Below are 26,749 nucleotides of genomic sequence, written 5' to 3'. Positions count from 1 at the left end.
TAGGATATGATTTAGAACATACTTTATTTTATATAAAACTTTAAATTATCTCGTTTACTCTTAAGTTTAAGTATACAGATCTTATCAGTAGTTTATTACTATCTACCAATCTATATACTTTATCTAGTTCAAATTATAACTAATAGATCTAATTCATATAACAAATACCTGATTACAACTTTATACTTATTCAATATATTACTATCTTTATTCTTCATAATATATCAATATATAAACAATAAACAATACTATCTACTAACCTATTTATCTGTCGTAATAAATAAGTAAAAACTTTATTTCTCGCTCTTATCGGATTATTTCTATGGATTATAATACTGATATTAATATAAATATTTTATATTACATGTATCATTACTATTGGTGACATCCAATAATAAATATTTAGAAAAAAATATCAAACTCTATAGTTCAAGAAAAAAACTGATCTGTTTTCTTATTTATATACTTCAATTTAACCCCATTGACTTCTACTTACGACGTATTATTCTCTGATCTAATTATTTTTATTAAAAAATATCACAAGTAAACAATGCTTAACTTCTTTTCATTAAAAATACATTAATGACCAAGATTTATTAAAAATTAATTTTAATAAATATAATTTTATTATATCATTTTACAAAAATATAAATCTACTATAAATAATTATAGATATTAAGAAATATCTCCTTAATTAATGAAAAAAATAAATAAAAATTAATCTTAATAGAACAATTAATTCCAAAATTATTTAAATGAATATAAAATGCACTAATATCATGAGTCTTATATTCTGTTATTAAAATAACTAAAATATAAAAATAATTTTAAAGCGTTCATGAATCACTTTGACTTCATTGAATATAAATATTTTATCTAAGTTTACAAACTTAGATAAAATACGAATAATATATAACTTATCCTCTCTCTATATAAACAACAAAACTCTTACATTCATATATAAAAATTAAACATATTTTCTGATTTAAGAATTCTCATTAAATTCTCCTTATATGTTTTATTAAAAAATCATCTAGCACAAAAGTATATTTTTCAAAAAAAATATTATATATCCGTATATTCTTGTTAATAAAAAATTATCGATATCTCATATGATATAAATAATATTGCGACTATTTGCTTATGTAGTTAAAATTTATATAAAAAAACTGATTACATCTAGGCTCAAGCATTCATACGCAGTGTAATTAAAAAATTTTCTAATTTCTGATCAATAGGAGCGTTTATACACATTATTTTTCTGGTATTAGGATGAGTAAAACATAAACTAGAAGCATGTAAAAATAAACGTTTTAACCCCAACGTTCTGGCATATTCGTTAAACAAAGAATTGCCATAAAGATTATCTAAAGCAATAGGATGCCCCACATGTAATGTATGTACACGAATCTGGTGCATTCGTCCCGTAAGAGGACGAGCTTGAATTAAGGTAGCCTGTTTAGAATAATATTCTTTTACTTGAAATAACGTTTGAGACGATTTTCCTTCTTCACATACTTGTACCTCGTTCTGACGTCCTTTTCCAGAATGTTTTGAAAGAGGTGCGCTTACCGTTGTAGTACCTACAGGCCATTGACCTTGTACTAATGCTAAATAATATTTTTTTACCCTCTTTTCACGAAGTTGCTCATGTAAATCACGCAGTGATGAACGTTTTTTTGCTACTAACAGTAAACCTGATGTATATCGATCAAGACGATGAACTAGCTCAAGAAAATATTCATTTGGCCTAGATGCACGTAACGCTTCAATAATACTAAAGCTCAAACCGCTCCCGCCATGCACAGCTATACCTGCTGGTTTGTTAAGTATCACAATATATTCATCTTCATAAATAATAGAATTTTCTATCAACATCGTCTTTACGTGATCTACCTTATCTGAAAGAACTCCTTTTCCCACTTCTTTTAGCCAAGCTCGAGGAACTCGTATAGTATCTCCATTAATTAATTTATATTTTGGTCTAATACGTTTTTTATTCACTCGGACCAATCCCTTCCGTAGAATCCGGTAAATCATACTTTTCGGCATAGATCTTAACTGAGTAAATAAAAAATTATCTACGCGTTGACCTTCTATATCAGATGATATAGTAATAAAAGATACAGGTTGAATTTTATGAACCATATAAAACCATTATGAATAATTTAAGTTAGTTCATATTTAATTATTAATAATAAAACATGAATTAAATTAATTAATATTGATGAAAAATCTTTAACAATAAAAATCCCAGAAATTTGGAGCCATTCAATAATAACTAACTTTTTAAGCTATGCATCTATTTGACAACAGATCTGCGCTCTAAAATTTGCAATCCACATAACCATTTAAACATCTTTTTTCTTGTTAATAAAATAATAACTATCGTTAATAGTACAAATAAAAAAACCAACTATCTCAATACCTGGATAGATTAATAAACTATAGACAAAACTAATATTATAAAAACGGTGATTGTATTATCGTTAATAAATTATCTATAATAGATAATTCAAAAAATTAATCTAGAATCAATACAAAATTATAGGATAAAATTAATTAGTTACTACATTAAATCACATCTCTATTAACATTAAAATTAGTTAGAATCATATATATCTTTTCAATCAAAAGTGTTACTTTTCTATTTTTATACAAATAATCTATTATATTTACTTTCAAATATCTAATTTTCATCTGTTTATATTCAATTTATACTATTAAAAAATAAAAAATTTTTCTTTTCTACTATCTTTATTATACCAAGAAGTAAATTTTAAAGTTTCTTGTTATTTTTCTTTCAATATAAAAGTAACATCACTTGATATATTAATAATACCGTATTTCTATATCTATAGAAAACACATACCTCTACTGATTTAATATTAAACTCTTCGTCTATATAAGATAATCCAATATCATTGGAACTCAACAACAACTATTCTATTCAGAATAGTAAACTCAATATAAATATCAATAAATTAAGTTTTATATATCTTTATAGGTAGGAGTTCAAATAAAATACTATTTATTCCATATGATATAATACTGATAAAATTCTAACTCTTTATCTTATTTTAAAAGAAATTTCAATATTTATCTTAATAATCTATATAAATATCTTCCTGTGCATTTATCATTATAAATGATAATAACTGTTGATCTACATAATCAATATTTAAGTATATATTATGTTTCAATAGCTCCTCTAAGTTTTTTCATAGCATTCTTTTCAATCTGACGAACCCGTTCAGCAGAAACACCATACTGATTAGCTAAGTCCTGTAGAGTCGTTTTATTATTATCGTCTAACCATCGAGAACAAATAATATGTTGACTCCGATTGTCTAATCCCTTTATTGCTAAACCAAGTTTATCAGCGGCATAATCACCCCAGTTATCTTCCTCAATACCATTAGCAAAATCAGAGGACCTGTCCTGTAAATAACCAATAGGAGCCACTAATCCGGTCTCTATTTCATCATCTGGTCGTGGATCAAAAGTTAAGTCTTGTGCAGCCATTCGGGATTCCATTTCACGAACATCTTTACTGCTTACGCCCAATTCTCTTGCAACCATTTCCACTTCATCTTGATTAAACCAGCCCAATCGTTTTTTAGTCTTACGCAAGTTAAAAAACAACTTACGTTGAGCTTTAGTAGTAGCAACCTTAACAATACGCCAATTACGTAATACGTATTCATGAATTTCTGCTTTAATCCAGTGAACTGCAAAAGAAACTAATCGCACTCCCATTCCTGGATTAAAACGACGCACAGCTTTCATTAGACCAATATTGCCTTCCTGAATTAAATCTGCTTTCGGAAGACCATAGCCAGCATAGTTACATGCTATATGAACGACAAAACGTAGATGAGATAAAATCAAGGTTTTAGCTGAAACCAAATCACCATTATAATGCAATCGTTCAGATAACACTTTTTCTTCTTCTGCTGTCAGCATTGGCCAAGCATTAGTTGATCTAATATATGCATCCAAGTTACCCAAAGGAGAAATAGCGAAAGTTTGTATTTCTTTAGTCATTCAAACCCTCTCCGTATTTTATACAATAAAAAATCACTCGATAGATACCGCGTTTGTGATTTTCTCTCAATCAAAAGAATTATGTATTCTCTACTGCATATTATAGAATTCTTACCAAGTCTCTCTTGGAGAAAACGCTACCTAAATATATCGAGCATATCTCCATTATAGATCAACCATTAATATAACTATACTATAAAATAAAAAATAAAAAATAATCTATATTATCTGTATCAGAATAACTAATCTTTTATTTTGTACCTTAATTGAAATATGAATCTATCTACATAATATTAAATTAATACTTATATTTTATTTTTATCGCGACTATGTAACCCACGCTTCTCCAACTCACGAGAAATAATGTGTTGTTGTAACAATGTAACCAAATTACTGACAATATAGTATAAAACCAAACCAGAAGGAAAATATAAAAAAAAGAGTGTAAATATAGCCGGCATGAAAGTAATAATATTTTTCTGCATCTGATCTGTTACAGTAGTCGGTGACATTTTCTGAATACAGAACATAGTAATTCCCATTAAGATCGGAAGTATATAATAAGGGTCTTGTGCAGATAAATCCTTAATCCATAAATAAAATGACGCATGACGAAGCTCAACCGAAGCCATCAGCATATAATAAAGACCTAAAAAAATAGGCATCTGAATAAACAATGGCAAACATCCACCTAACGGATTTACTCGCTCTATTTTATAGAGCTCGATCATTTCTTGACTTAAACGCTGCTTATTATTACCACAACGTTCTCGCATTGCCTGAATTTTCGGTTGCAAAATACGCATTTTTGCCATAGAAGTATACTGAGCTTTAGTCAAAGGATACGTAATACCACGTACAATAAAAGTAATAGCAACAATTGAAAAACCCCAATTATGAATAAAACTATTTATAAACTTTAAAAGTTTAAAAAGTGGTTGTGAAATAAACCATAACCAACCATAGTCAACTGTCAGATCCAAATATGCAGCAGTCTTTGCCATACTTTCCTGAATTTCTGGACCCACCCATAAGGTCGAAACTAAAGTCCTGGTTCCACCTGGATAAATAGTTACAGGTCCAGATTTATAACCAATAGCTGCTATGCCATTACCTAGGTTACTAGTATATAAAGTATTATTTCCGACAATCTGTGGAATCCAAGTTACAGCAAAATATTGTTGAAGCATGGATACCCAACCATTAATAGTAGTTATATTAAGATTTTTATTATCTTTAATCTTGTCAAATGAATATTTCTCATACTTTGATTGTAAACTAGAATAAGCTGCGCCTCGAAAGGTCTGTAAAGCAAAATTTTTGCTTGTATTATCACGATCCTTTGGTAAATCGATGCTTTGTTTTATTTGTCCAAACATGGATAACTCTAAAGAGTTTTCGGTCGGATTACTTATATAATACTCAATTCTTATTGCATAATCACCACGATGCAAGATGAATGTTTTAGTGTATGTCACATTATTATCTGTTGTAAAGGTTAACGGCACCCGAAGCTCATCCTGATCATCACCTATCTTAAAATAATGACCTGCACTAATATAGAGAGGTCGAGATCCATTACTGAGACTATCTGGTCCATTGCGACCAATTAATCCGCTTTGTGCCTGATATATGAAATCTGGTCTAGATTCTAAAAGCAAAAAAGGAGATTTTGATCCTAATTTATCCGGATAAGATAGTAATGCCGCCTGATTAATATCCCCTCCACGTGTATTAATTTTTAATGATAGAACATCAGTTTGAATAGTAATAACCGGATCCAGCCCGATACCAAAGATATGCTCATCTGGGTGAGAATCTACTTGTTGATTAACGCTAGATAGCGGACTAGATTCCCATTCCTTTAAGGAATGGTTGCTTTCCCATATTTGCCAAATGATAAATAATATAAATAAAAAAGCGATAAAAAAAAGATTACGCTGAAAATACATTATTAATATTCTCTAGTATCGATGCTTTGGTGGAGGTACTGAATCGTTGTGATCAATATTATAAGGATGACATTTTAATATCCGCTTTATTGCTAACCAACTCCCCTTGATCACTCCAAACCTTCGTAAAACCTCAATAGTATATTGAGAGCAAGTTGGATCAAATCGACAACGTGGTCCAATATATGGACTAATTATAGACTGATATAATCGTATTAAGAAAATCAGTATTTTTGATGCAAACGATAATGATGATGCCATAATCTCTCCAAGATCCCAGTTAACACATCATTGTCAACCTTGCTGACACCAATTTTAGCTATAACTATAAAATCCATATCCGCTAATTGGTATTGATTTTTACGAAAACTATCTCTAATTAATCTCTTAACACGGTTACGCTCATGGGCATATTTTATATTCTTCTTAGAAATAGTTAATCCAATTCTTGGGTGACTTCGCTCATTAAAGCGACTAAGAATAGTGATATATTTCGTGCTTACCCTCTTTGGATGTTCAAAGACAAACTTAAAATGCCTAGTAGTTAATAACCTTAACTCTCTTGATAATCCAAATTGAATCATAGGATAGTTAGCGCACAGAATTCACAATAGCAAGACGTGATCGCCCTTTAGCCCGTCGACGAGATAAAATATCACGACCATTTTTATTTTCCATCCGAACACGGAAACCATGTGTACGATTTCTTTTTAATATAGATGGTTGAAAAGTGCGTTTCATTCTAATTTCCGCCTAAAATAATATGGAATGGAGATTACATCCTTAAAAAAAATAAAAATAATAGTATATCACTTTCTATATTCAATATATTTTAATTAAAATCTGCCCCAGAGTCAATCCACTTAAAATATTACATAAAGTAAATTACTCCTCATGGCTAATTCATCTATTAGTTAAGATAAAAAATTATAAGACAATGAATGATATTTAATACCAATCAACCTCCTTTATCTAAAAAATCTAGATAAAATCGCATTTAACATTTAACTATAGTATATAATATATATTATACCTATCTTATCTTCTGTAATTTTACATTGATACAAGCATAAAATATTTCTTATAGCTCTTCATGACATACATCTCTAATGTTTAAATTAATTTCTTCTATTTAAGAAGATCATTAGAATTATCTCTACCAAAATACCAAACTTAATTAAAATAAATAATTTCTTTTAAAATACTAATTTTAAAACCAACTACAACGTCTTCTCTAATTCCTTTCTTCAATTTAATCACTCTATTATACAATAGAAAATCACTTTTACATCAGTTCTCTTACACGTCTTTAAAAATTTGTTATCAGAAAAATATTAAAAATTATCAATTTCTTTCTGAAGCAAGAAGATAGAAATTAACAAGCATAGCTATATAATCAAATAGAAATATTAAATACTTATGCAGCTCTAAGTCTCTAAAAACTCTTCAATGGCTCTAGCCACACCATCTTCTTGATTACTATTAGTTACAAATTTTGCTGCCTCTTTAACCACGTCAATGCTATTTCCCATTGCAACACTAGTTCCTGCATACTCTAACATAGCAAGATCGTTTTCCTGATCACCAATAGCCATTACTTCTTTCCTATTCAACCCCATCTTTTTGGCTAAAAAAGACAAGCTAAATCCTTTATTTACTCGTTTATTTAGGATCTCAAGATAACAAGGTGCACTTTTCATTATATTAAATTGTTTAAATACTTCTATAGGTAAGCTGGCAACTGCAGAATCTAAACATTCTGAGGAATCAATCATCATTAACTTAGGAAACATTAAATTAGAATCCATGTCACTAACATCACAATACCGAAGAGGGATACCAGTCATCCAGGCTTCACGAACAGTATATTTACTAATATCCTTATTAGATGTAAACATCTCTTTTTTACTAAATGCTTGAAAGTGAACATTCAAGACACGAGATAAATATTCACAGTAAAGATAATCATCAAAAGTCAATAAGACTTCCAATAGAGACTCTCCATTAACTACATTCTGTACTAAGGCACCGTTATTAGTGATACAGTACTGGTCATCTCTGTTTAATTCTAACTCTTTTAGATAACGTTGTATGCCAATAAACGGACGACCAGTAGCTAAAATTATAGCCACTCCTCTCTGGTTCACTGTGCGTACAGCCTGTTGTACTCGTAATGTGATCTCACGTTTTTGGTTTAAAAGGGTACCATCTATATCAATTGCAATTAACCTAATCGCCATACTATCCTCAAAATACTATAATATTTCTGAATGTTATACACTGTAAACATAACCAGTATTGATGAAACCAGATTCAGAATAACAATATCATTACCGATCTCCACCATTTATACAATCTATAATAATTAACATCCTTTTCTGATATATTTTATTCTTAATATTTCCATCTAACCATAAAGACTACAACTCAATCAACTATCTAAGTAAACCAAAAACCCTGGTTCACCTATTCGACTTAAATATCAAGATTTGATACCTTCAAAGCATTTTCTTCAATAAACGCACGGCGTGGTTCTACTATATCACCCATTAAAGTAGTGAAGATCTGATCCGTTGCAACCACATCATTAATAGTGATTAATGACATTCTACGACTCTCTGGGTTCATTGTTGTTTCCCATAATTGTTCTGGATTCATTTCTCCTAAACCCTTATATCTTTGGACCATAAGACCACGACGTGATTCTGCTTCTAACCAATTGACAGCCTGCTCAAAACTAGAAACAGATTGATAACGTTCACCACGTTTAATGTATGAATCCTTGTTTAGTAAATCACGAACCTGTTCGCCGAAAAAACAAATCCTATGATACTCATCACTACAAATAAATTTCTGATCTAAAAAATAATCTATATTAATACCATGTATGCGTCCACGTACAATAGGTATAAAAAGATTCAATTTATGATCTTCAAATATGATACCTTGATATTTACTTCCATCTTGATCATGAAGATTCAGATCCTCCACTAAAGGATCCAACCAATTCTTCACTACTTCTTGTTCTGTTAAATTATGCAAGGCAGGATGGTAAATAAGCGCATTAAGAATCGAAAAAGGATAAACATACTCCAATTTTTCTATCACTCTTCGTGTCTGATAGAAAGCAAGGACTAAATTTTCTAATTTTTTCCCACTTAATGACGCGCCTCTTCTGCCAATATAAAGAGTGGCAGAATCAAGAGCCATGGTCATTTGATACCACTCCATCTCCTCATCATCCTTAATATATTTCTCAGTTTTACCTCGCTTAACTTTATACAGAGGGGGTTGTGCTATATAAAGATGCCCACGCTCAATAATTTCTGGCATGTGTCGATAAAAAAAAGTCAATAAAAGTGTACGAATGTGTGCTCCATCTATATCAGCATCAGTCATAATAATAATATTATGATATCGTAACTTATCTGGGTTATATTCATCCCTGCCAATCCCGCACCCCAAAGCAGTAATTAAAGTTGCAACCTCTTGAGAAGCTAACATCTTGTGGAAACGAGCTTTTTCGACATTAAGAATCTTACCCTTTAATGGAAGAATAGCTTGAGTCTTACGATTACGTCCTTGCTTGGCGGAGCCTCCAGCTGAATCACCCTCTACTAAATAAAGTTCAGATAAAGCCGGATTCCGTTCTTGGCAATCCGCTAATTTACCAGGCAAGCTAGCCAAATCTAACATGCCCTTGCGACGAGTTATTTCACGTACTCGCCGAGCTGCTTCACGCGCTCGTGCGGCATCAATAATTTTTCCAACTATGATTTTAGCATCAGATGGATGCTCTAAAAGATAAGAAGAGAATAGTTCATGCATTTGTTGCTCAACTACTACTTTTACTTCAGAAGAAACCAGTTTATCTTTTGTTTGTGATGAAAATTTTGGATCTGGTGCTTGAATAGATACCACTGCAATTAGACCTTCTCGAGCATCATCTCCTGTAGTATTAACTTTAGATTTCTTTGTGTATCCTTCTTTTTCCATATACAAATTAATCGTGCGAGTCATAGCGGTACGAAATCCAGAAAGATGCGTCCCTCCTTCACGCTGTGGAATGTTATTAGTAAAACAATAAATACTTTCCTGAAAACCGCTATTCCACTGCAAGGCTATTTCTACACCAATATTATTTTTCTTAGTAGAAAAATAAAATATATTAGGATGAATTGGAGTTTTATTCTGATTAAGATGTTGAACAAATGCTTGAATACCCCCTGTATAATGATAATGATTCTGTTTCCCATCACGAAGGTCTTCTAATTTAATCACCACTCCAGAATTAAGAAATGACAATTCTTGTAATCGTCTTTCTAAAATTTTGTATTCAATATTCAGTATATTAGTAAATGTTTCGTGACTGGGCCAAAAACGGACACACGTTCCTGTTAATTCTGAATCTCCTATAATATCTAACGGAGCTTGCGGGGCACCATTTAGGTAAACCTGATAATAGATCTTGCCTTCGCGCCAAATTGTTAACTCTAATTTCTTAGATAAAGCATTGACTACAGAAATACCTACACCATGCAAACCACCAGAAACTTTATAAGAATTATCATCAAATTTTCCACCAGCATGAAGAATAGTCATAATTACTTCAGCAGCAGAAATACCTTCTTCCTCATGCAATCCAGTAGGAATACCTCGTCCATTATCTTGTACCGATACAGAATAGTCAGGATAAATAGTTACAATAATACTTGAGCAATAGCCGGCAAGAACTTCATCAATAGCATTATCTACAACCTCAAATACCATATGATGAAGGCCAGTACCGTCATCTGTATCACCAATATACATGCCAGGGCGTTTTCGTACTGCATCTAACCCCTTTAAAACTCTAATACTAGAGGAATTATAAATATTCGACATCAAATTTTCTCACATTTTTATCTTTCGGTGAAATCACCATTTCGCCCCTTTCACCTTAAATGGTATTTATAAAATAGTACAATCAATATATTATAATCGCATTGGCATAATCACATAGCTAGCAGATGGACTAGTCATATCTTCAATTTGAATACTAGAAATAGAATCAGTTAGAAGAATGCGCACGTTCTGACATTTTAAAGCATTTAAAGCATCTAAAACATAACTAACATTTAAACCTATTTCAAAATCACTACCACTATATAGAGCATCTAATATCTCTTCTGCTTCTTCCTCTTCAGGGTTATTAGCTGTAATCTTTATGTTATTTAAACTAATATACAACCGAACTGCACGAACTTTCTCATTAGACAGAACTGCTACTCTGGACAAAGATTGTTTAAGTAAATTACAATCAGCACGCAAAATTTTATCAGGATTATTTGGCAATACGCGCCTGTAATCCGGAAAGCGACCATCAACTAGCTTAGAAGTAAAAATAAAATTACCAGAATGTACACGAATATTATTTCTACCCATTTGTACATGAAGAAGACCTTTTCGACCATCTAAAAGACGAGCTAATTCTATCACACCTTTACGTGGAACAATCACTGAGTAATTAGGCAATATCTTCTCTACTGACATAGAGCATATTGCCAATCGATGCCCATCAGTAGATACTGTACGCAAAATTTCACCTGAAGTTTCAAATAACATACCGTTTAAATAATAACGAACGTCTTGATGTGCCATAGAAAACTGCGTTGCATCAATCAAGCGTTTTATAACAACTTGTGGCACTGAGAATTCAACCTCACTCTTCCAATCTTCTAAATTTGGAAAAGAACTGGATGGAAGAGTCAAGAGAGAAAAACGACTACGTCCAGATTGTACCAAGATTCTTGTATCTTCCAACATAACTGTAATTTCAACATTCTCTGGAAGGTTTCGACAAATATCAAAAAACTTACGACCCGGAATAGTAATCGCTCCCATATGATACTCTCTTTTCAATGGAAGACACACCATCATTTCCATTTCTAAATCAGTACCAGTAAGAATTAAGTTGCCTTCTTTAACCTCTAATAATAAATTACTAAGAATAGGTAACGCAGGGCGCGCTGCTAGTGGACTAATTACTTGTTGTAAAGGTTTGAGTAGCAACTCTCGTTCAATAATGAATTTCATAATTAAGATAACTATTTTCTAAATCAAGAGGACAAGGTTTTAATTAAATTTGAAAAATCTTCTTGAATATCTAAACTCTCTTCATTTAATTTCTCTATTTTCCGACAAGCATGGAGAACAGTCGTGTGATCACGACCTCCAAAAGCATTACCGATTTCTGGTAAACTGTGATTTGTTAGCTCTTTAGCCATAGCCATTGCCATCTGACGAGGTCGAGCTACCGAGCGCGACCGACGTTTTGACAACAAATCAGCCACTTGAATTTGATAATATCGAGCTACCGTCTTTTGAATAGTATCAATAGTAACTAACTTATCTTGTAGGGCTAGCAAATCACGCAGAGCTTCGCGAACAAAATCAATAGTTATTGCACGTCGTGTAAATATAGAGTTAGCAATTACTCGATTCAGTGCTCCTTCTAGTTCTCGCACATTAGACCGTAATTTTTTAGCAATAAAATATGCAACTTCTCCTGGCAAACAAATATTATTTTCATTAGCTTTCTTCATTAAAATTGCTATACGCATGTCAAGTTCTGGTGGATCAATAGCCACCGTTAAACCCCATCCAAAACGTGATTTTAAACGATCTTCTACTCCATTAATTTCTTTTGGATAACGATCAGAAGTTAAAATTACCTGTTGGTTACCTTCAAGAAGTGAATTGAACGTATGAAAAAATTCTTCTTGAGATCGCTCTTTATTAGCAAAGAATTGAATATCATCAATTAATAGAGCCTTTACTGAACGATAATAACACTTGAAAGATTCAATTTCATTATTTTGTAGAGCCTTAACCATATCCTGAACAAAACGTTCAGAGTGCATATATACTACTTTGGAATTAGACTTATTAGCAAGAATACTGTTCCCTACCGCATGCAAGAGATGTGTTTTACCAAGACCCGTTCCACCATAAACAAACAAAGGATTGTATAATCCACCAGGATTAGAAGCAACCTGATGAGCTGCTGCACACGCTAATTGATTAGATTTACCCTCAACAAAATTATCAAAATTATTCTTAACATTTAAATTAGAACGATTAACAACATAAGATAACGCAGTAGTACCATTCCAATGCGTTGGACTTGGTATGAAAAGATTACCCGTTGTACCCGTTATCGTCTTTCTATTAGTAATAGTAGATTGTCTTATAGCACGAGAGATAGATTTTCTTCCTACTTCAAATCGCAAAAAAGGAACATTTACACCACCAAAATTATTAAGAAGAGCATTTATATTAGATAAATACTTATCTCTAACCCAATCGAGTACAAAACGATTTGGTGCATATAAAGCTAATGTATTATCATTTAGCTCAGCTTGCAAGGGTCGTATCCACATGCTGAACTCGGTGGCAGGCAACTCATCCTGCAAAGAGGTAAGACACTGCTTCCAAAGTATAAGTGACACGGCGAGCCCCATTGAGAAATTCCAAAAAAATACAAAAACTGAAATGAAAATTCATTATAATTTGTGCATTTCAAAGAAAGAAAAATTAAAATTCTTATCCGATTCTTCTTATTTCTAACATCTGTGAAATTTTAAAAAAAGAAACTCTTTCTTTAACTCTTTACAGAGAAAATATTAACGCAAAATACAACAGAGATCTTAAGTTTATCAAAAAAATAATCTTATATGTTAATAACTGAAAGAATATGAATTAGTTTAACTTGTACAATCATATAAAAAAATTCTATGGTTAATAACCAATTCCAAAATCACTTAAGAAATAGAATTATAAATACCGTCTGATCTATTTAAAACCCATTCTAGTGCAATAATTTTAAAAAATTAATTCTCGACATCTAGAAATGATATTAATAAATGCACTGTTGTACATAATAAGTTTCATAATCAAATTTCATGTTTTACTTTTAATGGTGAATAATCTTTAAAATAATTGATTTCCTTATATCTATATACTAATAAATTGAATATTTAATATAATATAATCTCTTAAAAATCATACTTAATCTCAGAGATATCATTATTTCATTTACTGAAACAGGAATACCTATGCCTCGTCCTATTATAGCTACGATCAATCAAAATGCATTAAAACACAATCTATCTATAGCTCGTAATTTGGCTCCTACTTCGCATATTTGGGCAGTGGTGAAAGCCAATGCATATGGACACGGTATTAAAAATGTGTGGAAAAGTCTAATCAAAGCAGATGGTTTTGCCTTGCTTAACCTAGATGAGGCCATTTTTCTTCGTGACCACGGATGGGATAAACCCATCCTACTATTAGAAGGTTTCTTTGACTCAGATGATATAAAAATTATTAATCACTATTCCTTAACAACTGCCATACATAGTCATTGGCAGATTCAAGCACTAAAAAAAGCTAAACTATTATCTCCGGTAAATGTTTATCTTAAAATAAACTGCGGTATGAATCGTCTTGGTTTTCAACCAAATGAGATCAATAAGATCTGGCATCAACTACGGTCATACAACAATATTGGCGAACTAACCCTTATGTCACATTTCCCTGAAGCAGAAAACCCACAAGGAGTTACCGAGCCAATGAAGAAAATCAAACAAGCAACTATCGGATTAAAATGCCCGCATTCACTGGCTAACTCTGCTGCTACGCTGTGGCATCCAAATACGCATTTTGACTGGATTCGTCCTGGAATTATGCTATATGGCGCTTCACCAAGTAGCGACTCGAAGCGTATTGTTCATAGTGGCTTAAAACCAGTTATGACACTGACAAGCAAAGTAATTGCCATACAAGAAATTCCAGAAGGAGCTAGCGTAGGTTATAGCCATAACTATTGTGCACCATACAAACAACGCATCGGAATAGTTGCATGCGGATATGCTGATGGCTATCCACGTCATGCTCCATCTGGAACACCTATTAAGGTAAATAACGAGATTACACAAACCATCGGATCAGTAGCAATGGACATGCTTGCTATTGATTTAACTAACCATCCTAACACTGGTCTTGATAGCACCGTAGAGCTATGGGGAGAAAATATAAAAATAGATGACATTGCACTAATAGCAAAGACCGTAGGATACGAGATTATGTGCTCACTATCCCAACGAGTACCAGTAAAACTATACTAGACTTTTGTGCTATTATATCATAATTTTCACTTATTAAAACCATCATGTAGAATACATGATATTAAAATCATCTCTCATACAATTTCTTCATAATTGTGATATTGGTTTTAAAAAAATAATAACTAGAATCCTTTTCTATAATTTATGAATAAATCTAACTAAGAAAATCGCTATTAATTATTAAAAATCATATGAAATAGTAAAAGATATTCTACTAATATAACTTGCTGTTATAGTTATGGATGTATTATAGAACCTTGATCTAATACATTCCAATCTTTTCAAAAATAATTCGTTTTATGTTTATAATGAATTATACAAAATATGTATAACCAACAATCATTATTGTATATAATTGCAAATTAATAATTAACTTTAATAAATAGTATTAAATCTTCTAATATAGAAACTAAGACCAATAAAAATTAAAATATAACATCGATCATTCAACTAAATACACATACATGTCTTAATCTTAAGAAAAGATGCATTATCTATTTTAAAAAAATTATAATATTATTCTCTCTTAATTTATTTACTCCATTAAAAGTTATATGATGTATGAAAAATACAATCTACCCCATCCTCTAAAGATACAATCTTTCTTCTGAATCTAAAATGGCTATCTTGTAAGAACAAATAAACCTAGTTAATATACTCTCTCATCTAGTATAAGAATATATTATAGAATATAATTTGCTACCTATGAACATATATTACTGAGAACTAAATAAATATTTATATTAATTTCTTATGGTTAAGAAATTAGATTATTGTAGTGATGGTACATAAATCTATATATTTATAATCTAATAAAAGATGTCCTTTAACATGAAGCATAAATAAAAATAGTTGAATTATCAACAAATAAAATGATATAAAAGCCCCTTTCTATCAAAAATATAAAAATTGAATATACAATAAATTTAATAAAATACATAGTCTATATATTGAGACACAGAATATAGTTAAAAAAATTTCATTTAATTAAATTAAGTTCATTAGATAGATAGGACGCAATAAACAATACAAAAAAAATACTTGCCTTTATCTGTCATAAAAAAATTATTAAATATTAGTTACTAATATCAAAATAGCTGTATTTGTATCACATGCTCTTGTCATTTTCTTCACAAATCTTTAAAGTGTTTTGCATTAAAATAGCAACCGTCATGGGACCAACTCCTCCCGGAACTGGAGTAATCCATGCCGCCACCTTCGAAGCCTCATCAAAAGCAACATCACCAACTATATTACCGTTTTTTAAACGATTAATACCAACATCAATAACAATAGCCCCTGATTTAATCCATTCACCGGAAATAAAATAAGGTTTACCGACTGCTACGATAAGAAGATCAGCGTCTTTTACATAACGAGATAAGTTTTTTGTAAATCGATGTGTAACAGTAGTAGTACAGCCAGCAAGTAAAAGCTCCATACTCATTGGTCGTCCAACAATATTGGAAGCGCCAACAACTACAGCATGCAAGCTACAAATCTCAATATTATAATGACCTAACAAGGTGATAACACCTAATGGTGTGCAAGGCCTCAATATCGCTGGGGAGCGAGTACATAAACGACCTACATTATAAGGATGAAAACCATCTACATCCTTTAGAGGAGAAATTGCCTGTATAACATGCAATACGTTAATAGAAGGAGGTAATGGTAATTGCACTAAAATTCCATCCACATCTTCATTATCATTTAACTTTTTAATTAAATTTAATAATTTTCTTTCACTAATACTAATAGGCAAAAAATATGAATGGAAGAGAACACCGACTTCTGAACAAGCATGACATTTTCTCGTAATATAAATCTTCGAAATAGGATCTGAACCTACCAAAACGACAGCAAGAGAAGGCGCCCGTTTTCCAGATTGAATCCGTTGATGAACACGCTCTGCAACCTCTTGGAGAGTTTGTTTTGCAATCATTTTACCATCAAGAATTTTTGCAAACATCGAAAAACAATTCCTTTATATTATTTAAGTTTTAAAAACCTTAAGTAAAAGAAAATACTAAAAATCAGAACCTTTTCGGTTAGTTTATAATATTATAGATAGTAGAACTATAAACGATTATTTAGTCACATCTTCCGAAATGCTACTTACAACTTGATAGTATGTAATATACTTCTAGAATCATCATTATCACTATATTAACTGATATCAATTTGTACTGGAAATCAACAGAGAATATAGCTATATCTAGTTATAAACTTTTGTTTTATAAATATTTATTGTCATATCTAACCTTTCTTATTAGAAAGTTAATATATAACATAGAGGATTTATATTAAAAATAAAATTTATAACATACCATCTAATAGTTCTATAAATATATATACATTGTCTTTATTTTTCTAAAACACTCTTACTATAATTTACTGATCTTCTTCAAAGTTTTAATAATAGAATTATTGATTCACTTTATTCCAGTCTAACCTACAGTTTTACTACAAACTTATTCTTATATATTATTATCAATAATCTAATAAATTCATCTAATCACATAATATTTAATAACTCTTATATTAATTCATCTTACACTATAATCTTCTATTATTATTAATAGCCATATAAATCTTATTTATAATTCTGACTAAAAGTACTAATATAATTAATGTCATTCTAGAACCTTTAATTTTTTTCTATATTACTATAGAGATAATATGTAAATTTCTTAACCAAAACTAATAATCTCACTTAATATAATACAAGCATATTATTACTAACTACACACCATGAATCAAAATAGATATAATAAAAAATATTTCTTTAGAGTTAACAATCTTAAATATAATTTATCTTGTAATCATTTGTTACCACATCTATAGATATAAGAAGAAAAACATTATAGATAGATCATACTTTCACTCTTAGCAGAACCATTAAATCAATATGTTTAAATCACTAACTAATGATTATTCTTTAATTTTTTATAATTCTTAAAAGAAGAGTGTCAATTTTTTATCTTGTCTATTAAAAATAAAAATATAAACGATAACTAGTCCAATATAACTTTAATCATAATTAAAGAATATCAATATATTGCTGTGTATATATTTCTATAAGATCATGTCTTAATCTAATCAATGTATCCTATTTTGTCTTTCAAGAAGTAACATACTTAGTTGATTATTGTATAAAAAATAATCCGCACCCAATACCTGAGACTCATTCTTTTCTAAAAAAGAATGACGAAACCACTAATAATAACATTATATCGTCGATATCTTCTTGTAAATCTCTAAAAAATTATTCCAAACATGCTATCGTTTTATTTTTTTATATCTCTCATCTCTTCTTACATATCTTTATTATCTTAAACATAATCCATATGTTAGTATAACATACTATAACAAAATCCTAAATATATATCATAGGGCACACTATTAATCACTTATATTTCTTGTATAACAAAACCTAGATACATCGTATATAATTGTCAGTATTGAATTTTATTATTTTATTAGATCAATTTTAGTAATTTGATAACAATAAATATTATTAAATACTAACAATATACATAAAAAATAAAATACTTATCATTTTTTATGATAAAATATCTTATATAAATTAATTATATTACCTGTTCTAATTATCTAAACTTACTTACTCTTCTAGTTTATCACTGATATATTTCATGAATAAAATTCAATAAATGTATATAAGTATTTAAAACCTAGTTAGTCTAAAATGACTATAAAATGAAAATATTGATACCTGATCAATAAATTAAGATAATAATTAACAATAAACACTATTCATAAAACTTCAATACTTATGACTTTCCAATTAATTAATGTAACAAAATATTCTACTAACTCCCAAAAAAAATAAAAATCACTAGATAACTAAAATTAGTATAATAGATGGAAATTAAACATCAAAATATATTAATCTAGATATTATCAGAGTAAATGCTTGACTAAATAAAATTTAATCGTTTAGAATCTTAAAGTAATTATGCGCCCTTAGCTTAGCTGGATAGAGCACCGGCCTTCTAAGCCGTAGGTCACAGGTTCGAATCCTGTAGGGCGCGCCACTTAGTCTCTTCAGAATAAAATATAGATCATCTATATCAGATTATACCTTATATCTATAAAAAATATAAAAAATACAGATAAAAATATACTTTTATTATTATATTGATATATCTCTTATATATGACTTCATAAATATAAAACCAAGTTCCTTACAAAGGAAGGTCTTTTCACAAATAAACAGAACGTTCTCAATAAATTTTTTGTTATAATGTTAGAATTCTATTCTAACGCAGTAAAATCATTAAATTTGTAATCTACTCTATTCTCCATATAATTCTTATACGAATATAAGCCTGTATTATAGATATACAGCCATGCAGCTGTATAGCTATATATACTATATATACTATATATAGTAGATATACTAGATATACTAGATATACTAGATATACTAGATATACTAGATATACTAGATATACTAGATATACTAGATATACTAGATATACTAGATATACTAGATATACTAGATATACTATCAAAAACCATAATGCAATACTATAATATATTTTAACAAAAAATAAAAAAACCTTAGGTCTACAGATTCCATTTATTCTATTATCATAAACTCTAAGTTTATCGTTATAAATATCAAAATCTAATAATCTTATTTATTTAGATAAATAATAAATTTAATTAGATTAAAAATTCAGATATACCTTGAATATTTAAAATAATTTCACATTTTACAAATAAAATCAATATTGATTTTATACATGCTTCCTATGCTATAAATATAAGTAATCTATAATTATCTTTGATCAAGTAAAACTCAATGTACCTAAAAAAATACACTTACTATTGTAAATAAAATATCTTAATTTCAAGATATGATAGAATCAAAATTCTTCTAAATCCCAGAACAACAGATAGCATTTCTATATAAAAAAATTCGTCAATCCTAATATTAATAAAAACTAATTACAAAATAATAACTAATTCAACAGTAACTAAATGACTAATGAATTTCCAAAAGAATCAATCTTTAATTCCATCTAGCTCTAACAAACTTTACATATCAATAAAATATGCCACTTACTTCTTATAATGTTTCTTGTCTAAGAACATATTCACCCGAATAATTGAAAATCTCGATAAAATATATAACAACACTACTACCTAAATAAAAATCAAATTAATTATATCATTTTACCTATGAAAGAACTAGAGTATTGTAACTCTAATACGGTACAAGAAAAATATAGTTAACCAATCAATTACTTTCTAAAATGCTTTCTATTCAATAGAATATCAATCAACTAAAAAATTAAATAATATACCTTAAGATAAAACCAAAAACTGAAATATAAAATTATAAATACCTCTCCACGTCATTCATTTAAAGAAAATATAATGAGATATCAAGTTTATCAAGGTCACTGTATACGTAAGCGATTTGGACAATACTTTCTAAAAAATCAATATTATATCAATGAAATTATACATGCAATTAACCCACAATATGATGATCTATTACTTGAAATAGGACCTGGTCTTGGTGCGCTTACTCATAAGATAGAAAAAAAAGTCACCAAATTAGTAGTAGTTGAAATCGATAGGGATCTAGCATTATATCTAAAAAATCATCCAATTCTTGGACCAAAATTGATTGTATTTCAACAAGATATTCTTACTTTTGATTTCAAAAATTTTTCAAAAAAAGAAGGACAATTGCTTCGCGTATTTGGTAATATACCCTATAGTATCTCTACACCATTACTTTTTTCACTATTTACTCAGGTCAGCGTTTTTCAAGATATACATCTTATGCTACAAAAAGAAGTGGCGAACCGCCTTATAGCCAAACCAGGAAATAAAAACTATGGTCGACTTTCAGTTATGGCACAATATTACTGTCATATAACTCCAATTATAACAATTCCATCAATAGCTTTTATTCCCTCTCCAAAAATAGAATCTACCATGGTGCGTTTTCTCCCCAGAGAAAAAAGATGTCACTCAACATTCAATACACAAGCGCTATATCATATTACTACCGCGGCTTTTGGTCAGCGTCGAAAAACATTAAGAAATAGCCTGTGCAGATTTTTCTCTGATGAATCCTTGTTGTCAATAAATATTTCACCGACATTACGAGCAGAAGATGTCACTATAACACAGTATTGCCAGCTAACTAATTTATGGGTATCACACTAAATAGTGTATTAAAGGTATATTAACTACATATATTCATGGTATGAAATGTTAAAATATAGAAACGTAATAGAATCTTTAATATTCAGAGCACTTTCCTTTCTCAATAAAAAAAGAACATCAATGTGAAAACTTAAAATATTTTAATGATATTAATATATTTAAATAAATATGATTTGATCATAATTATATTATAACTATTTTTGATTAAAATTCTACTAAATTGTATATTCAAGACATTTAATAATAATTAAAATTGTATTAAACTTAATTTTTATCATAAAACATATTATTTCAACTTTATTACAATAAATAAAATAACACATTTAATATGATTGCCATCAACCTTGTACTTCTATCATTATTTAAAAATCTAAATCTAACTGAGGTGAAATATCGAAAAATCACTGTCTATTCAACACGGTTTTACTTGAACCCATAAATCCAAATAGACAGTCACTTTAAAGAATGACTCCAGATCTTTGCGCGCCGCAATTCCAATAGTTTTAATCTTACTTCCTCCATTTCCAATTACTATATTTTTTTGACTGTTATGACGAACTAATAACATAGAAGAAATATTCAGATAACCATTTTTCTCTAAAGAAAATTTATTAATCTTAACTATAATGATTGAAGGTAACTCAGCACCAAGAAAGCGTATCAGTTTCTCACGAATAATTTCCGAACACATAAAGATTTGAGATCTATTTGTGATAGATTTTTCTGGGAAATAATACTGTGATTTTGGAAGATGTTCTTGCACTATACTGGAGACAATGTTAATATTAATAGATTTTTTAGCAGAAATAGGCACTATCTCTACAAAATTTCTCTTCTGGACCAGGTAGTGTAAATATGGTAACAAAGTGTGTTTATCAGAAATTCTATCCACTTTGTTGATTACTAATAACACAGATTCTTGTTCTTTTAATCTACTCATAACCATTTGATCAGCAGAAGTCCAACGAGTCCCTTCTATTAAAAAAATAACTAAAGATACACCATCTAAAGCTCTAATGACAGTACGATTTATAGCGCAATCAACAATTTGATTCTCTTTAAAATAAAATCCAGGTGTATCAATATAAATAGACTGATATGATCCTTCAGTATGTATACCACAAATACGATAACGAGTAGTATGAGGTTTAGATGATGTAATAGACACTTTATTACGGACAAGCCGATTTAACAATGTAGATTTACCGACATTTGGACGACCTACAATAGCAACAAATCCTGCATAAGTAATAGAATTTAACATTTTATACCTAAATAACGTAAAGCCTTTTCCGCTGTTGCTTGCTCAGCTTTCCGTCGATTTGACCCGGTCCCAATAACCATATTCAGTATGCCATTCACTTGACAGTGAATAATAAATTGCTGATTATGATCTTCACCGTTCACTTCTACTACTACATAATTCGGCAAAGGTAGATGGTGAGCTTGTAGAAACTCTTGCAAGCGGGTCTTCGGATCTTTTTGTTTATATTCAGAACTAATTCTATTTAAGCGAAAATCATACCATTTAAGAATCATTTGTTCTACTCTATTAATATCACTATCTAGAAAAACTCCTCCGATCAATGCCTCAACAGCATTAGATAAAATAGATTGACGCCGAGATCCACCGCTTTTCAGTTCACCACGACCAAGACGCAAATACGACCCTAAATCTAAATCCATTGCTATGGAAAATAAGGTATCACCACAAACCAAAGTAGAACGCATTCGACTCAGATTACCTTCATTTACAGATTCAAATCTATGATATAACGTAAAAGTTATAACATAACTTAATATTGAGTCACCAAGAAACTCTAATCTTTCGTTATTACGACTACTGCTACTACGATGAGTCAAGGCTTCTTCTAATAATTGAAGACTAGTAAAAGTATATCCTATCTTTCTTTGTAGATGATTGATTGTTTTTAGATTCATGCTTTACCAACTTCTATTTATATTATGCCATAATCTCATAAATCTAAAAAAATTTCTAGTACCCCTCTCTTTTTCTTATAAAAAATTTTTACTATACAATCATGTAGTCATCACCTGTAATTTTGTTAATCGATAACTGACAATATTACTGAATCATGCCAATACGTCTAAAAGTTAATCCAGTAGGCCATTGACCTATCTGCTTATCTATGCTCATCCAAATCACAATTGCTTTACCAATTAAATGATCTTCAGAAACAAAACCCCAAATACGACTATCAGAGCTATTATCACGATTATCACCCATAACAAAGTACATCTTTTCAGGCACGAACCAGCTTAGCGGAACTTCCTCTCTCCTCTGAGGAATTGATCTAAGATGACTTTTTTCCCAATTTGATAATAAAATACGATGCGACATATTATCAATAGTTTCACTACGAATTGTTATATGCAATCCCTCTAAATATAAATCATTCGATAACAACTGATCAAAAGTATTATCTAGTACATTAGTGCTAAATTTACTTAAAATCCTATTATTCTCTTTATCATTAGAATAAGTGACTTTAATCAAACCATCACAGTCTTTCTTGTTAACACAAGACGATATAATAGATAATGTCTTTTTAATAGGATTATAATCTACTCGGTCACCTGGCAAACCAATTATGCGTTTAATATAATCTTGTCTTGGGTTTTTCGGATACTGAAATACTACAATATCACCACGCTTTGGATTACCAGTTTTAATAAAAACAGTATTAGTTATCGGATTTCGTAAACCATAAGCATACTTTTCTACCAGAATAAAATCGCCTATCAACAAAGTTGGTATCATCGATCCAGATGGAATATGGAATGGTTCAAAGATAAATGAGCGCACGATAAAAACTAAAAGAAGAACCGGAAATATCGATGCAATGGATTCTATCAACCCCCCTTGTCCTTTCTCTACAGAAATCTCCATTCCCTTACATTGCCCTTCTTTATTCTTTCTATATCGATATTGAAGAGATTTTATTCTATTAATACACCAGATAATTCCAGAACTAAAGGTAGTAATTGCTAAAAATACAGCAAATATATGCGCCATTTTATATCCTCTAAACCAATGATACCCTCTATGAACCATCCTTATTAAGATTCATTATCGCAAGAAAAGCTTCCTGAGATAATTCAACCTGACCGATCTTTTTCAATCTTTTCTTCCCATCTGCTTGTTTCTTTAATAGCTTTTTCTTGCGACTAACATCGCCACCATAACATTTTGCAAGAACATTTTTTCTTAATTGCTTCACTGAAGATCGAGCAATAATATGGCTACCAATAGCCGCTTGAATAACAATCTCAAACTGCTGTCGTGAGATAAAATGTGAAATCTTATCTATCAAAACACGGCCACAACGATATGAATCATTACGATGAACCATAATAGATAAAGCATCAATACGATCACCATTAATAATTAAGTCAACACGAACCAAATCAGAAAGCATAAATTTTTTAAAATTATAATCCAGTGACGCATACCCTCGTGACGTAGATTTAAGCTGATCAAAAAAATCAAGAATTACCTCAGACATAGGAATATCATAAGTTAAAGATATGTGAAGATCATGATACAGCATCCGAGTTTGTACACCACGTTTTTTGATACAAAGCGTCATAACATTACCAAGATACCTCTGAGGAACCAAAATATTACATTCAGCAATGGGCTCGCGCAACTCTGCAATATGATTAGCTAACGGCATCTTAGATGGATTATCTATATGCATAATCTGTCCATTAATCATCTTTACCTCATAAACTACCGTTGGAGCTGTAGTAATTAACTCAAGACAATACTCACGCTCTAAACGCTCACGAATAATTTCCATATGAAGCAAACCAAGAAAACCACAACGAAAACCACATCCAAGAGCAATAGAGCTTTCAGTTTCATACACTAGAGAAGAATCATTTAAACAGAGCTTACCTAGAGCGTCCCGAACAGATTCATAATCATTGGATCGTAGAGGAAATAGGCCCGCATAAACCTGCGGTTTAACTTTTTTAAAACCAATTAGAGCGCTCTCAGCACCATGATGGGCTGATGTTAATGTGTCGCCTACTGGCGCCCCAAAAATATCTTTAATTGCACAAACTAACCACCCAACTTCCCCACAACGAAGAGAATCAGTATCTTTACGTTTTGGAGTAAAAATCCCTAAACGATCTATCGTATAAACTTGACCAGTACTCATTACCTTGATTTTTTCTCCTTTACGCAAGATACCATTTTTAATACGTACTAGCGAAACAACACCAAGATAATTATCAAACCAAGAATCAATAATTAATGCCTGTAAAGGGCTATTAAGCCCTCCTTGTGGAGGAGGGATATCACGGACTAAACGCTCTAGTACATCAGGCACTCCAACACCTGTTTTTGCTGAACAACAAACAATATCATCTATATCAATTCCTATAACATTATGAATTTCTTTTAAAACTCGATCTGGATCAGCTGTAAGTAAATCTATTTTGTTTAAAACTGGTATCACTGATAAATGCATTTCCATGGCGCTATAAAAATTAGCTACAGTTTGTGCCTCTACCCCTTGTGCAGCATCAATAACAAGAAGCGCGCCTTCACAAGCAGATAAAGAACGAGAAACTTCATACGCAAAATCTGCATGACCGGGCGTATCAATAAAATTTAACTGATACGTCTGATCATCTTTTGCCTGATAACTCAGAGTAACACTCTGTGCTTTAATAGTAATCCCGCGTTCACGTTCTAAATCCATAGAATCTAAAACTTGAGATGCCATCTCACGTTCACTCAACCCGCCACATAACTGAATCAAACGATCAGAAAGTGTTGACTTCCCATGATCAATATGGGCAATAATAGAAAAATTTCGTATATAATTCATATAGTATACAAAGTTTCACAATGCTTCTTCTTTTATAAATAAGAAACAAACTTGAAATCTTACAGTCCTTCTGGTAATCAAAAATTCTCTAATACAAGTGGAATAAGCTTAACTAAAAATGATTGGAAAAAAATCAAGATTCAAATCTGAGAGAATGAAATGCTCTTGATCTAAATTTATTTATCAATACCTTTCTTCTAGCACTATCTATAATCTAAAGAAACATTTTAACTTCCAATTATGAATTCATTCTAAACATGTATGATAAGACTAGATAACAGATAAATTGTCTCCTCTTATATCTCTTATATCTCTCATACACTGATAAAATTAAGAAAAATAACTAATTTTTTCTCAAAAAACAATGATAGCACATGAAAATTCTATCTATAATGACTGACTAATCATAAAATCAATTATTATTAATTATTCATAAAAACATTAACATACATATTAACAAAAATATTCTCATCTAAGCCATTCTGGCTTACTTAATTAAACGATA

The 26,749-nt window shown here is 30.4% G+C and carries 17 protein-coding genes and 1 tRNA gene; 3 read left to right on the top strand and 15 right to left on the bottom strand.

Annotated elements, in window-relative coordinates; translation table 11 throughout:
• Window positions 1-1,185: 1,185 nt before the first annotated feature.
• The 10 genes from rluC to dnaA form a co-directional block, all read right to left on the bottom strand.
• On the bottom strand, window positions 1,186-2,148 hold the full coding sequence (gene rluC / locus HACICURT3053_RS00445) for a 23S rRNA pseudouridine(955/2504/2580) synthase RluC (RefSeq protein ID WP_157991806.1): 963 nt from the start codon (window positions 2,146-2,148) through the stop codon (window positions 1,186-1,188).
• Window positions 2,149-3,192: 1,044 nt separating this feature from the next.
• On the bottom strand, window positions 3,193-4,047 hold the full coding sequence (gene rpoH / locus HACICURT3053_RS00440) for an RNA polymerase sigma factor RpoH (RefSeq protein ID WP_157991805.1): 855 nt from the start codon (window positions 4,045-4,047) through the stop codon (window positions 3,193-3,195).
• A gap of 305 nt (window positions 4,048-4,352) precedes the next feature.
• Window positions 4,353-5,999 carry a membrane protein insertase YidC gene (gene yidC / locus HACICURT3053_RS00435; RefSeq protein WP_157991804.1) on the bottom strand — a complete coding sequence of 549 codons (1,647 nt, stop codon included), beginning with the start codon at window positions 5,997-5,999 and terminating at the stop codon, window positions 4,353-4,355.
• Window positions 6,000-6,011: 12 nt separating this feature from the next.
• Entirely contained in the window at window positions 6,012-6,260 is a 249-nt protein-coding gene (gene yidD, locus HACICURT3053_RS00430; protein ID WP_157991803.1) for a membrane protein insertion efficiency factor YidD, read from the bottom strand.
• Window positions 6,224-6,583 carry a ribonuclease P protein component gene (gene rnpA / locus HACICURT3053_RS00425; protein ID WP_157991802.1) on the bottom strand — a complete coding sequence of 120 codons (360 nt, stop codon included), beginning with the start codon at window positions 6,581-6,583 and terminating at the stop codon, window positions 6,224-6,226. The genes yidD and rnpA overlap by 37 nt, the downstream gene beginning before the upstream one ends.
• A gap of 7 nt (window positions 6,584-6,590) precedes the next feature.
• Window positions 6,591-6,740, bottom strand: a complete 150-nt coding sequence (rpmH, locus tag HACICURT3053_RS00420) for a 50S ribosomal protein L34 (protein ID WP_157991801.1) — start codon at window positions 6,738-6,740, stop codon at window positions 6,591-6,593.
• Between the two features lie 686 nt (window positions 6,741-7,426).
• A complete protein-coding gene (gene yidA / locus HACICURT3053_RS00415) occupies window positions 7,427-8,239 on the bottom strand; it encodes a sugar-phosphatase (RefSeq protein WP_157991800.1) in 813 nt (270 codons plus the stop codon).
• Window positions 8,240-8,474: 235 nt separating this feature from the next.
• A complete protein-coding gene (gyrB, locus tag HACICURT3053_RS00410; protein ID WP_157991799.1) occupies window positions 8,475-10,883 on the bottom strand; it encodes a DNA topoisomerase (ATP-hydrolyzing) subunit B in 2,409 nt (802 codons plus the stop codon).
• 90 nt (window positions 10,884-10,973) lie between these two features.
• A complete protein-coding gene (gene dnaN / locus HACICURT3053_RS00405) occupies window positions 10,974-12,074 on the bottom strand; it encodes a DNA polymerase III subunit beta (RefSeq protein WP_157991798.1) in 1,101 nt (366 codons plus the stop codon).
• Between the two features lie 23 nt (window positions 12,075-12,097).
• Window positions 12,098-13,489, bottom strand: a complete 1,392-nt coding sequence (gene dnaA, locus HACICURT3053_RS00400) for a chromosomal replication initiator protein DnaA (RefSeq protein WP_157992287.1) — start codon at window positions 13,487-13,489, stop codon at window positions 12,098-12,100.
• A 606-nt stretch (window positions 13,490-14,095) separates the two neighbouring features.
• Between dnaA and alr the strand changes: the two genes are divergently transcribed.
• Window positions 14,096-15,166: an alanine racemase gene (gene alr / locus HACICURT3053_RS00395; protein WP_157991797.1), complete on the top strand. Its 1,071-nt coding sequence runs from the start codon at window positions 14,096-14,098 to the stop codon at window positions 15,164-15,166.
• Between the two features lie 1,108 nt (window positions 15,167-16,274).
• Here alr and folD read toward each other — a convergent pair.
• Entirely contained in the window at window positions 16,275-17,138 is an 864-nt protein-coding gene (gene folD / locus HACICURT3053_RS00390; protein ID WP_157991796.1) for a bifunctional methylenetetrahydrofolate dehydrogenase/methenyltetrahydrofolate cyclohydrolase FolD, read from the bottom strand.
• A gap of 2,009 nt (window positions 17,139-19,147) precedes the next feature.
• Here folD and HACICURT3053_RS00385 point away from each other — a divergent pair.
• Both HACICURT3053_RS00385 and rsmA read left to right on the top strand, forming a co-directional pair.
• A tRNA-Arg gene (locus HACICURT3053_RS00385) sits at window positions 19,148-19,224 on the top strand.
• A 1,351-nt stretch (window positions 19,225-20,575) separates the two neighbouring features.
• Window positions 20,576-21,379: a 16S rRNA (adenine(1518)-N(6)/adenine(1519)-N(6))-dimethyltransferase RsmA gene (rsmA, locus tag HACICURT3053_RS00380; protein WP_157991795.1), complete on the top strand. Its 804-nt coding sequence runs from the start codon at window positions 20,576-20,578 to the stop codon at window positions 21,377-21,379.
• A gap of 412 nt (window positions 21,380-21,791) precedes the next feature.
• On the opposite strand, the gene era is transcribed toward rsmA, so the two are convergent.
• From era to lepA, 4 genes are all read right to left on the bottom strand, one after another.
• Window positions 21,792-22,643, bottom strand: a complete 852-nt coding sequence (gene era, locus HACICURT3053_RS00375) for a GTPase Era (protein WP_157991794.1) — start codon at window positions 22,641-22,643, stop codon at window positions 21,792-21,794.
• Entirely contained in the window at window positions 22,637-23,320 is a 684-nt protein-coding gene (rnc, locus tag HACICURT3053_RS00370; RefSeq protein ID WP_157991793.1) for a ribonuclease III, read from the bottom strand. The genes era and rnc overlap by 7 nt, the downstream gene beginning before the upstream one ends.
• Before the next feature lie 145 nt (window positions 23,321-23,465).
• Window positions 23,466-24,416, bottom strand: a complete 951-nt coding sequence (gene lepB / locus HACICURT3053_RS00365; protein ID WP_157991792.1) for a signal peptidase I — start codon at window positions 24,414-24,416, stop codon at window positions 23,466-23,468.
• Between the two features lie 28 nt (window positions 24,417-24,444).
• A complete protein-coding gene (gene lepA, locus HACICURT3053_RS00360; protein ID WP_157991791.1) occupies window positions 24,445-26,244 on the bottom strand; it encodes a translation elongation factor 4 in 1,800 nt (599 codons plus the stop codon).
• Window positions 26,245-26,749: the final 505 nt, after the last annotated feature.

Source organism: Candidatus Erwinia haradaeae, from assembly GCF_900698855.1.
Lineage (GTDB): Bacteria > Pseudomonadota > Gammaproteobacteria > Enterobacterales > Enterobacteriaceae > Erwinia_E > Erwinia_E haradaeae_F.
The sequence above is the reverse complement of the archived record's forward strand: the minus strand, read 5'-3'. Positions and strand labels throughout refer to the sequence as shown.